This is a genomic window from Burkholderia sp. IO2 (assembly GCF_029522185.1).
GTDB classification, from domain to species: domain Bacteria; phylum Pseudomonadota; class Gammaproteobacteria; order Burkholderiales; family Burkholderiaceae; genus Burkholderia; species Burkholderia cenocepacia.
In genome coordinates, this window is record NZ_JAKWFH010000009.1 from 154,617 (window position 1) to 165,458 (window position 10,842).

A 10,842-nucleotide genomic window follows, 5' to 3' on the forward strand; every position below is an offset into this window, starting at 1 on the left:
TATGCGGCGTTCGGCGACGGCGCGCGGCCGCGGCGGCGCGCATCAAAGTCCGCCATTGTCGCAAAAGTGGCGCGTCAATGTACGACCGCGTTAAAAATCGGCCGGGAAGGCTCGCGCGGGCGGCGGCCGGCGGGATGTGAAACGGGCGTTTGAGCCGGGGGGCGAGGATCGTCGTCAGCCTGACAGGTATGACGAACCGCGCGCCTCCGCCGCGCGCAAAAAAGGGCGCGACACTGCGCGCCCTGATTCGATGCAGGCTCCCGGTTCGGCTGCCGACGGTCAGTGCAGCGCCGGGCCGGCGCCTTCGACCGCGCGTGGCGGCCGGATCCGCAGCGCGAACCCGATCAGCGCGGCCACGGCCGCGAACGCCGCGCCGAATGCGAAGGCCGCGTGGTAGCCGCCGTTCAGCGCGTCGAGCGGCGCGGCCCGCGCTGCCGCGAGCGCGTCGGTGCGCGCGCCGGCGAGACTCGCGAGGACCGCGAGCCCGAGCGCGCCGCCCATCATGAACGCGGTGTTGACGATGCCCGACGCGAGCCCGGAATCGGCCGGGTCGACGTCGCTCATCGCGGCGAGCAGCATCGGATTGAACGCGACGCCCGCGCCGATGCCGAGCAGCGTCATGCCGGGCAGCACGTGCCACACGAAACCGCCGTCGACCGGCGCGCGCGAGAACAGCGCGAGGCCGCATGCCGCGATCAGCAGGCCGGCGGCGATCGGGCCGCGGATCCCGAAACGCATCACGATCCGGGCCGACAGCCCGAGCGAGAACGCGGCCATGATCAGGTTCGCCGGCAGGAACGCGAGGCCGACCTGCAGCGGCCCGTAGCCGAGCACGCGCTGCATGTACAGCGCGGACAGGAAGAACCACGCGAACATCGCCGCCGCCCACAGCACGGCGATCGTGTTCGCGAGCGCGACGTTGCGCGCGGCGAACAGCGTGAGCGGCATCAACGGATGCGCGGCGCGCGACTCGATCGCGATGAACAGCGCGAGCAGCACGACGGCCGCGCCGATCAGTGCGACGGTCTGCGTCGACAGCCAGCCGGCCTCGTTGCCGCCGACGATCCCGTAGACGGCCAGCATCAGCGACGCGGTCACGGTGATCGCGCCGGCGACGTCGAGCCGCGCCGTGCCGGCCGGCGCACGCGTGCGCGGCAGCAGCGCGACGCACATCGCGTAGACCGCGACGCCGATCGGCAGGTTGACGAGAAAGATCCAGTGCCACGACAGCGAGCTCGTCAGCAGCCCGCCGAGCAGCACGCCGATGCTGCCGCCGCCCGCGCACACGAAGCCGTAGACGCCCATCGCGCGGGCGCGTTCGCCGGGTGCCGTGAAGAGGTTCATGATCAGCGACAGCGAGACGGCCGACACGACCGCGCCGCCGAGCCCCTGCACCGCGCGCGCGGCGATCAGCATCGCCTGCGATTGCGCGAGGCCGCAGGCGAGCGACGCGAGCGTGAACACGACGAGGCCCGCGAGGAACATGCGTCGCTGGCCGTACAGGTCGCCGAGCCGGCCGCCGAGCAGCAGGCAGCCGCCGAACGTCAGCAGGTATGCGTTGACGACCCACACGAGGGCCGTTTCGGTGAAGTGGAGGTCGGTGCTGATCGACGGCAGCGCAACGTTCACGATCGTGCTGTCGAGCACGATCATCAGCACGCCGAGACAGAGCACGATCAGCGCGTACCAGCGCTTCTCGCCGTGAATCCCGTGGGTCATGGGCCTGCAGCCTTCTGATAGTTATTTGAAAGGATGCATTGTAGACGTCGACGGCGCGGGCTTCCTGCCGGTTTGTGGCAGGAGCGTCGCGTAGTGGCGCCCGGCCCGGCGCGCGTGCAGCGGGAGGCGCGTTACGACCGGGGCAGTTCGCAGCCGTCGGGGCCGCAGGCGGCCGCGTCGCTGCCGCCGAGTTCGACGATGCCGTCGCGCCACGCCTGGTCGAGCGCCTGCGCGAACGCGTCGGCCGGCTGCGCGCCGGACACCGCGTAGCGGCCGCCGAACACGAACAGCGGCACGCCGCGCCCGCCGATCTGCGCGGCCCGCGCGATGTCGGCCTCGACTTCGTCGCGGTGCGCGTCGCTGTGCAGCACCGCTTCGACGGCCGAGCGCTCGAGCCCGGCTTCGACCGCAAATTCGGTCAGCGCGGCATGATCGAACAGCGAGCCGTGTTCGCAGAAATACGCGCGATAGAGCCGCTCGGTCAGCGCATGCGCGCGACCCGTGGCTTCCGCGAGCTTGACGAGCCGGTGGCCGTCGAGCGTGTCGCCGACGAGCGTGCCGGGCAGGTCGTAGCGCAGCCCGACGCTCGCTGCCGCCTCGGTCACCTGGCGCAGCATCTGGTCGACCTGCGCGGGCGACATCCGGTACTTGCCCGCCAACATCGCCTCGACCGGCTCGACGGGCTGGCCGGGCATCAGCCGGTATGCGCGCAGCGCGACGTCGACGCGGTCGGCATGCGCGAACGCGGCCAGCGCCTCGTCGAAGCGGCGCTTGCCGATCCAGCACCACGGGCAGATCAGGTCGGACCAGATTTCGACGGTCAGGGTCGGGCGGGCAGTCGGGGCAGGAGCGGTCGTCATGGGCGGTCCGGGGCGGCAAAAAGTGTAACCGAGACTATATCACTTTATGTTTCGACGTTTCGTCGTCCGGGGGACCGTGCGGAAGGGGCCGCGCCCGCCTGTCGCGAAGCATGGACGCGAAACCGGCAGTCCAGCCCGGTACCGATGACCGGGCCGGCCGTCATTACGCTCGCCGCGTCGCGTTCAGGCGTCGCCTTGGGTTTCCTTCAGATGCTTGAGGTGCTTATAGACCGTCGCGCGCCCCATCCCGAGCACGTTCGCGACGTAGTTCGCCGCGCTCTTGCCGCGGAACGCGCCTTCCGCATACAGCGCCTCGACGAGCTCGCGCCGGTGTTCGCGCGTGAGCCCGTTCAGCCCGACCTGGCGCTCGCGCAGCCAGCCGTGCAGGAACGTGTTGATGCGCTCCTGCCAGTCGTCGCGGAACAGCTCGTCGGGCTGCGCGACGACGCCCGCGCCCTTGATGAAGAGGTCGAGCGTCGCGCGTACCTCGTCGAACACCGCGATGTTGAAGTTGATGCACATCATCCCGGCCGCCCGGCCTTCGTCGTCGAACAGCACGTTGCTGACGCAGCGCATGCGCCGGCCGTCCCAGTTCAGCTTCTCGTACGGCCCGATCACGCGCTCGCGCGCCGAATGATCGATTTCCTCGAGCGCCGAATCGTCGCCGACCTCGCGCTTGGACAGGTTGTTCGCGAGATACAGCACGGTTTGGTCGTGCAGGTCGTGGATCACGACTTCCGCGTACGGGAAGAACAGCGCGGCGATACCGTCGGCGATCGGCGCATAGCGGGTGAGCAGCAGGTCTTTGACGGGAGATTTCTTCTTGCGCATCGGTGTCGCGATCTCGGGTGGGCGGGCGCCGGGCAGCGTGCCGGGCCGGCGAGCCGGCGTACCGTCGGTCGGCATGCCCGTGCGCGCGCGCGCGGCCGCCGCGGCGGTTGCGCCATTGTATCGGCCCCGCGTGCGCGTGCCGCTCATGCGCGCGTCAGATGCGTGTACAGCGCGTGCGCGATCGCGATGTCCTCGAGCCCGAGGCCGATCGAGCGAAAGAACGCGTGACGCGTGCGCGATGGCGCGGCGCAACTGCCGGCGACGAGCGCGGGCAGGTCGCCGACGATCCGGCCGGCATCCCAGCCGTGCTCGGCCGCGGCGATCTGCATCTCGCCGGCGCTCGCGGGCGTCGTGTGCCGGTAGTCGCAGTAGACGTCCATGTCCGGCAGCCACGCGGGCGGGATTTCGTGCGCGCGCGCGACGTTCGTGCTGATCGACGTGACGAGCGCGGGGCGCGTGAGCATTCCCTCGCCGAGCACGGGCGTGCCCGACGACGTGCACAGCATCACCACGTCCGCGTCGCGCACGCAAGCCTCGACGCTCGCCGCCGCGCGTGTGCGCGGGTCGAGCGCGGCGAGGCCCGCCTGCAGCGCCGCGTTGCCGGCCAGCGCGGGCGAGTACACGCGGATCGTGTCCCAGTCGCGCAGCGCCGCCGTGTGCTTCAGGTGCGCGAGGCCGACCGCGCCCGCGCCGACGATCGCGAGATGGCGCGCGTCGCGCGGCGCGAGGCAGTCGACCGCGAGCGCCGTCGTGCCGGCCGTGCGCTCGACGGTCAGCAACCCGGCGTCGCACCACATCAGCGGCTGGCCGGTTTGCATCGACATCAGCGCGGTCCACGCGGTGACGATCGGTTTGCCGTCGGGCTTGCCGCCCGTCACGACGTACGGCGACAGCTTCGCGCCGAATACCTGTGCGTCGGCGAGCGCGCCGAGATACGTGATGAAGTCGCCGGCCTGGTCGGGAAACAGCGTGAGCGTCTGCGGCGGCTGCACCGCGCGCGCCGCGGCGAGCGACGCGAACATGCGGCGCAGCGTGCCGAGCACGTCGAGCGACGGCAGCGCCGCGCGCACCGCGGCCTCGTCGACGGTCAGCGGCAGGGTAGGGACGGTTTGCGTCATGAGGACATCTCCGGTTCGGGCTGGACAGAAAGTCTCGAAAGACGGCGTCCGGTGGGGTTTGTTATGGATGAAAAGTCTAATATAGACAAATGAAATCGGGAGGATTTTTATTTTCGGGACAGAGATTCTTTGCCGTCGTCATGAAAAACGCCATGAAATCAACGGTATTCAGAGCGGGTGACGAAATTTCGACGTGAAGCAGCAGCGCGATCTCCTCGTATCCCCTATGGTCTATAGTAGACTTTAAGTCTATATTTCTGCGTGCGGGACCCGACACGTCGCCATGCGGCGGCCACCTGTGTCGAATGCCGACCCGGCGCCCGACCCGGCGCGCCGTACGACCCGATCTTCATCGCCACACTCCAGAACAGAAGGACCGTCATGAACTGGAAACTTTCCCTCTGCGCCGCTGCGGCGCTCGCGTGCGCGGCCGTCACGGCCCATGCGGAAACCACGTTGCGCTTCGGGATCGAAGCCGCCTATCCGCCGTTCGAGAGCAAGACGCCGGCCGGCCAGTTGCAGGGTTTCGACGTCGACGTCGGCAACGCGGTATGCGCGAAGCTGAACATGAAGTGCGTGTGGGTCGAGAATTCATTCGACGGGCTGATCCCGGCGCTGCAGGCGCGCAAGTTCGACGCGATCAACTCGGCGATGAACATCACCGCGAAGCGCAAGCAGAGCATCGATTTCACGCCGGCGATCTACGTGGTGCCGATCGTGATGGTCGCGAAGCACGGCTCGCCGCTGAAGCCCGACGTCGCGAGCCTGCGCGGCAAGCACGTCGGCGTGCTGCAGGGCTCGTCGCAGGAGGATTTCCTGAAGGCGCACTGGGCCAATGCGGGCGTGGCCGTCGTGTCGTACCAGGATCAGGACCAGATCTATGCCGATCTCGTCGCGGGGCGTCTCGACGCGGCCGTGCAGGAAGCGCAGACCGCGCAGGACGGGTTCCTCGACAAGCCGGCCGGCCGCGACTACCAGATCGTCGGCGAACCGCTGAAGGATCCGGCGACGCTCGGCGAAGGCACCGGCTTCGGGATGCGCAAGAACGACAAGGCGCTGCAGGCGAAGATCGTCAGCGCGCTCGACGCGCTGAAGAAGGACGGCACGCTGAGCGTGCTGTCGCAGAAGTACTTCAAGCGCGACATCATCGCGAAGTAAGCGCCGCCGCGTGCCGGCCGCGGGGCCGGCGCACGGCGCATCCCATCTCGACGCAGTGCGGGGAACCATGGATTTCGACGTGATCGTTCTGGGGGCCGGCATCGTCGGCGTGTCGTCGGCGCTGCATCTGCAGGATCGCGGGCTGCGCGTCGCGCTCGTCGACCGGCGCGCGCCCGGCGAGGAAACCAGCCACGGCAATGCGGGACTGATCGAGCGCTCGTCGGTCGTGCCGTATGCGTTTCCGCGCCGGCTCGGCACGCTGCTGCGCTATGCGCGCAACCGCTCGGTCGATCTCTATTGGGACTACCGCGCGCTGCCCGCGTATGCGGGCTGGCTCGCACGCTTCTGGCGCGAATCGTCGCCGCAGCGGCTCGCGGCCGCCGCGCGCGACCTGCTGCCGCTCGTTGCGGCGAGCGTCGTCGAGCACGATGCGCTGCTCGCGCGCACCGACGCGCAGCCGCTCGTGCACGACGGCGGCTGGATCGAGGCGTTTCGTTTGCCCGCGTTGTTCGACGCGGAAGCGCGCGCGCAGCAGCGCGTGGCCGATGCGCACGGGCTGCGGATGACCGTGCTCGACGCGCATGCGCTGCGCGCGCGCGAGCCCGGTATCGGCGACGCCTTCTGCGGCGCCTTTCACTGGCAGGACCCGAAGACCGTGTCGAGCCCGGGCGGGCTGACCAAGGCCTATGCGCGGCTGTTCGAGCGTGACGGCGGCACGTTCGTGCGCGGCGACGCGACGACGCTCGTGCAGGTGGATGACAGCTGGCAGGTCCGGACCGAACACGGGCCGCTCGCGGCACGCTCGGCCGTGGTCGCGCTGGGCCCGTGGTCCGATCAGGTGTTCGCGCCGCTCGGTTACCGGATTCCGCTGCGCGCGAAGCGCGGCTATCACATGCATTACCGGCCGACGCGCACGCCGCTGAACGTGCCCGTGTGCGATACCGAGGCAGGCTTCGTCGTCGCGCCGATGGAGGGCGGCCGCCTGCGGCTCACGACGGGCGTCGAGATCGCGCCGCGCGACGCGCCGCCGACCGGCGTGCAGCTTGCGCGCGCCGAGCCGCTGGCGCGCGACGCGTTCGGCATCGGCGAGCGGCTCGACCCGGAGCCGTGGCTCGGGATGCGGCCGTGCACGCCCGACATGCGCCCGGTGATCGGGCCCGCGCCGCGCCACCGGCATTTGTGGTTCGCGTTCGGTCATTGCCATCACGGACTCACGCTCGGGCCCGCGACCGGCCGCCTGCTCGCCGAAATGATGACGGGCGCGCCGACCTATATCGATCCCCATCCGTACCGGCCCGCACGCTTCGGCTGAGCCTGCGGCGCGCAGATGCGGCTTCGGCCGCCGGCACGCGCCGGTGGCCATGCGCACGCTTCACAGTTTTTCATTCTGCTATCCGGATTATCGAAATCCACGCAATCGTAAATGATCTGCGTAATCGATAAGAAAGAAAATCGCGCGATAAAAGAAAATCAGCAAATTCGCGATTTATCAATGCATTTTCATATTGCTGAAATGCGTAATGGGCAGTCCGTCGTGGCGGTATGGGGTCTCATCGTGCCCGCGTGTTTCGACGTTACGCGGAATGTACCGGAACACGTTACTACGGGGCTCGCAAACGTTACGTTACATCCGCGCTCCGGCGACCTTTTTCATCAGACGATTCAGGCTCCGCAATTCAGGAATTTCGCCTGAAATCGATTAAAAAACGTTATTGCCGGTCATTGGGCAGACGAATCAATCCCGTTTTTTGGAATTGGCACGCTTCGTGCAATCCGTCCCCATGCTTTGTCAACGTAGTGCCAACCGAGATGGGGAAAATAAAGATGGGACAGAATTTTAAATTGACGGGTGTGGCGCTGTCGGTCGCGACGGTGTTCGGGGTGCTGGCTTCGGGTTCCGCGATGGCGGGGGCGCTCGACTCGCTGCCGATCCCGCAAGTGATCGTCAATCCGCCGACGAACAGCGTGTCGGTCGGGCTGGTCGCGACGGGCACGTCGCCGCTGGGCTCGGTCACCGTGACGGCGGGCGGGTCGGGGGCGATTCAGACGTCGCTCGGTGATCCGGGACACGTGCTGTCCGGCGCCGTGGGGGCGGTGACAGGTGCACTCGGCGGTGGCGGCGGGCTGCAGCCGCTGGCGCCGGTGCAAGGCGTGGTGAATCAGGTGACCGGGGCGCTCGGCGGTGGCAACCCGGCAGGCGCGCTGACCGGGGTGCTGAATACGGCGACGGGCGCGCTGAGCAATGCGGTTGGCACGGCAACGGGTGCGCTGGGCGGCATCGGCGGCGGCGCGAATCCGCTGGCGCCGGTTCAGGGTGTGGTGAATCAGGTGACGGGTGCGCTCGGTGGCGGCAACCCAGCAGGTGCGCTGAGCGGTGCCGTGGGTACGGTCACCGGCGCGCTGGGCGGCATCGGTGGCGGCGCGAATCCGCTGGCGCCGGTTCAGGGTGTGGTGAATCAAGTAACGGGTGCGTTGAGCGGCGGCAACCCGGCTGGCGCGCTGACCGGCGCGCTGAACACGGCAACCGGTACGTTGAGCAACGCGCTCGGTACGGCAACGGGTGCGCTGGGCGGCATCGGTGGGGGCTCGAACCCGCTGGCGCCGGTTCAGGGTGTGGTGAATCAAGTAACGGGTGCCCTGAGCGGCGGCAACCCGGCCGGTGCATTGACCGGCGCGGTGAATACGGCAACCGGCACGCTGAGCAACGCGCTCGGCGCCGCAACGGGCGCGCTGGGCGGCATCGGCGGCGGCTCGAACCCGCTGGCACCGGTGCAAGGCGTCGTGAACCAAGTAACAGGTGCACTCGGTGGCGGTAATCCGGCAGGTGCACTGAGCGGCGCCGTGGGTACGGTCACCGGCGCGCTCGGCAATCTGGGCGGTGGCGGGAACCCGCTGGCACCGGTTCAGGGTGTCGTGAACGGGCTCACGGGCACGATCGGCGGTGGCGATCCGGCCGGTGCGCTGACCGGCGCCGTGGGCACGGTCACCGGGGCGTTGGGCAACCTTGGCGGCGGCTCGAACCCGCTGGCGCCGGTGCAAGGCGTAGTGAACGGCGTGACGGGTGCACTTGGCGGCAGCAATCCCGCAGGCGCACTGACCGGCGCGCTCGGCACGGTAACCGGCGCACTGGGTGGCGTTGGCGGCGGCAACCCGGCAGGTGCCTTGACCGGTGCCCTCGGTACGGTAGCCGGTGCATTGGGCGGCGTTGGCGGCGGCAACCCGGCAGGCGCACTGACCGGTGCCCTCGGTACGGTAACCGGCGCACTGGGCGGTGTTGGCGGCGGCAATCCGGCAGGCGCCTTGACCGGTGCCCTCGGTACGGTAACCGGCGCACTGGGCGGCGTTGGCGGCGGTAATCCGGCAGGCGCCTTGACCGGTGCCCTCGGCACGGTAACCGGCGCACTGGGCAACCTCGGCGGCGGCGCAAACCCGATCACCCCGATCCAGAACGTCGTGAACCAGGTCACGGGCACGCTCGGCAGCGGCAACCCGGCCGGCGCACTGAGCAACGCGGTCAACACGATCACGGGCACGCTTGGCAACGTCGGCGGCGCCGGGAGCCCGCTCGCGCCGGTGCAAGGTGCCGTCACGCAGCTCGCCGGCACGCTCGGCAACGGCGATCCTGCCGGTGCGCTGACGAACGCGCTGAACTCGGTGACGGGCGCGCTCAGCGGCGCGAACCCGCTGGCGCCGGTGCAGGGTGTCGTCAACCAGGTCGTCGGCACGCTGTCCGGTGCCGGCGGCGGCAGCCCGATCACGCCGATCACGAACCTCGTCAACGGTCTGCAGAATGCGCTGCCGGGCGGTAATCCGGCCGGCGCGCTGACCGGCGCACTCGGTTCGGTGACGGGCGCGCTCGGCAATCTCGGCGGCTCCAACCCGCTGGCGCCGGTGCAAGGCGTCGTGAACCAGGTCGTCGGCACACTGGGCGGCAGCAACCCGGCCGGCACGCTGAGCAACGCGATCGGCACGGCCACGGGCGCCCTCGGCAACGCGGTCGGCTCGGCGGCGGGCGCGCTCGGCGCACTGGGCGGCACCAACCCGCTGGCGCCGGTGCAGGGTGTCGTGAACCAGGTCGTCGGCACGCTCGGCGGCGGCAATCCGGCCGGTGCACTGACGGGCGCGCTGAACTCGGTGACGGGTGCCCTCGGCAATCTCGGCGGCTCCAACCCGCTGGCGCCGGTGCAAGGCGTCGTGAACCAGATGGTCGGCACGCTGTCCGGCGCCACGGGCAACAGCCCGATCGCGCCGATCACGAACCTCGTGAGCGGCCTGACGGGCGGCGGCAACCCGGCCGGCGCACTGACCGGTGCGCTCGGTTCGGTGACGGGCGCACTCGGATCCGGCCCGGCGGCACTCGGCCAGGCGGCCGGCGCGCTGTCGGGGGCGGCCGGTTCGACGGCAGCGGCGGGCGGCAGCCTGCTCGGCGCGGGCGCGAACGCGGCCGGCGGTACGGCCGGCGCGGTCGGTTCGCTGCTGACGACGGGGGCCAACTCGACGGCGACGGTCGTCAACGCGGTCGGCACGTCGGTGGGCACGGCGCTCGGTTCCGCGCCGAGCCTGTCGGTGACGCCGCATTCGGGCAACAGCTCGCCGAACAACCCGCTCGCACCGGTGACGACGCTGCTCCAGTCGCTGACCGGCGCGTTGCCGAGGTAAGCGGCCGAAACCGGCCGAACCTGCACGACGGCGCTGCATCGGCCGTCGTGCGAAACGGACGTGCAATACGGGTCGCGCAACGCGGCATGACAGCGATGTCATGCCGCGTTGTCGTTGTGCGCCCAGCATGGGCGCACTCCTGCGGGTGCAAGTCCCGCCATAAGCTGGTCACAGCGAATGAAGTGAAGCGCAACTGCATGAGGGCGACCGAATGTGGAGAGGAAGCGTGGAGCGTAAATCGTGAGCCGATGGACAAGAACTGCATAGAAGGCGCTGCCGTGCAGGGCGAGCGGGCAACGCACCGCGAAGCTCTCGTGACCAAGGCGAAGCAGCGTAAATGCGGCGGTTGTGCGATGAAGGAGTGCGCTCTTACCCAATGGGATGGACGCCCCCACTCGTAACGGCATCAATGTGCCAAAGTGGAAGTGTCGAGCAACCACTTGAACCGAGGGGAGCGTCATCATGCAGATTACGACGATAGGCATCGATCTGGCAAA

The 10,842-nt window shown here is 69.3% G+C and carries 8 protein-coding genes; 4 read left to right on the forward strand and 4 right to left on the reverse strand.

The features are described from left to right. Window positions 1-279: 279 nt before the first annotated feature. From MMB92_RS08230 to MMB92_RS08245, 4 genes are all read right to left on the reverse strand, one after another. A complete protein-coding gene (locus MMB92_RS08230) occupies window positions 280-1,719 on the reverse strand; it encodes a DHA2 family efflux MFS transporter permease subunit (RefSeq protein ID WP_006485880.1) in 1,440 nt (479 codons plus the stop codon). A 131-nt stretch (window positions 1,720-1,850) separates the two neighbouring features. Next, window positions 1,851-2,579 (reverse strand): DsbA family oxidoreductase, encoded by a 729-nt coding sequence (locus MMB92_RS08235; RefSeq protein ID WP_006496685.1) that lies wholly within the window; start codon window positions 2,577-2,579, stop codon window positions 1,851-1,853. Between the two features lie 183 nt (window positions 2,580-2,762). Beyond that, window positions 2,763-3,557 carry a PAS domain-containing protein gene (locus MMB92_RS08240; protein WP_006496684.1) on the reverse strand — a complete coding sequence of 265 codons (795 nt, stop codon included), beginning with the start codon at window positions 3,555-3,557 and terminating at the stop codon, window positions 2,763-2,765. Continuing rightward, window positions 3,554-4,528, reverse strand: a complete 975-nt coding sequence (locus MMB92_RS08245) for an ornithine cyclodeaminase family protein (RefSeq protein WP_265221820.1) — start codon at window positions 4,526-4,528, stop codon at window positions 3,554-3,556. Before MMB92_RS08245 ends, MMB92_RS08240 begins: the two co-directional genes overlap by 4 nt. A gap of 381 nt (window positions 4,529-4,909) precedes the next feature. Between MMB92_RS08245 and MMB92_RS08250 the strand changes: the two genes are divergently transcribed. From MMB92_RS08250 to MMB92_RS08265, 4 genes are all read left to right on the forward strand, one after another. Beyond that, window positions 4,910-5,686, forward strand: coding sequence for an ABC transporter substrate-binding protein (locus MMB92_RS08250; RefSeq protein WP_265221819.1), 777 nt, complete (start codon window positions 4,910-4,912; stop codon window positions 5,684-5,686). A 67-nt stretch (window positions 5,687-5,753) separates the two neighbouring features. Further along, on the forward strand, window positions 5,754-6,998 hold the full coding sequence (locus MMB92_RS08255; protein WP_265221818.1) for an FAD-binding oxidoreductase: 1,245 nt from the start codon (window positions 5,754-5,756) through the stop codon (window positions 6,996-6,998). 111 nt (window positions 6,999-7,109) lie between these two features. Continuing rightward, window positions 7,110-7,379, forward strand: coding sequence for a hypothetical protein (locus MMB92_RS08260; RefSeq protein WP_277562640.1), 270 nt, complete (start codon window positions 7,110-7,112; stop codon window positions 7,377-7,379). 131 nt (window positions 7,380-7,510) lie between these two features. Then, window positions 7,511-10,345 carry a hypothetical protein gene (locus MMB92_RS08265; protein ID WP_277562641.1) on the forward strand — a complete coding sequence of 945 codons (2,835 nt, stop codon included), beginning with the start codon at window positions 7,511-7,513 and terminating at the stop codon, window positions 10,343-10,345. Window positions 10,346-10,842: the final 497 nt, after the last annotated feature.

Coding starts and splice junctions, on each gene's coding strand:
- MMB92_RS08230 (WP_006485880.1), bottom strand. CDS start 1,719: ATGACCCACGGGATTCACGGCGAGAAGCGCTGGTACGCGCTGATCGTG.
- MMB92_RS08235 (WP_006496685.1), bottom strand. CDS start 2,579: ATGACGACCGCTCCTGCCCCGACTGCCCGCCCGACCCTGACCGTCGAA.
- MMB92_RS08240 (WP_006496684.1), bottom strand. CDS start 3,557: ATGAGCGGCACGCGCACGCGGGGCCGATACAATGGCGCAACCGCCGCG.
- MMB92_RS08245 (WP_265221820.1), bottom strand. CDS start 4,528: ATGACGCAAACCGTCCCTACCCTGCCGCTGACCGTCGACGAGGCCGCG.
- MMB92_RS08250 (WP_265221819.1), top strand. CDS start 4,910: ATGAACTGGAAACTTTCCCTCTGCGCCGCTGCGGCGCTCGCGTGCGCG.
- MMB92_RS08255 (WP_265221818.1), top strand. CDS start 5,754: ATGGATTTCGACGTGATCGTTCTGGGGGCCGGCATCGTCGGCGTGTCG.
- MMB92_RS08260 (WP_277562640.1), top strand. CDS start 7,110: ATGATCTGCGTAATCGATAAGAAAGAAAATCGCGCGATAAAAGAAAAT.
- MMB92_RS08265 (WP_277562641.1), top strand. CDS start 7,511: ATGGGACAGAATTTTAAATTGACGGGTGTGGCGCTGTCGGTCGCGACG.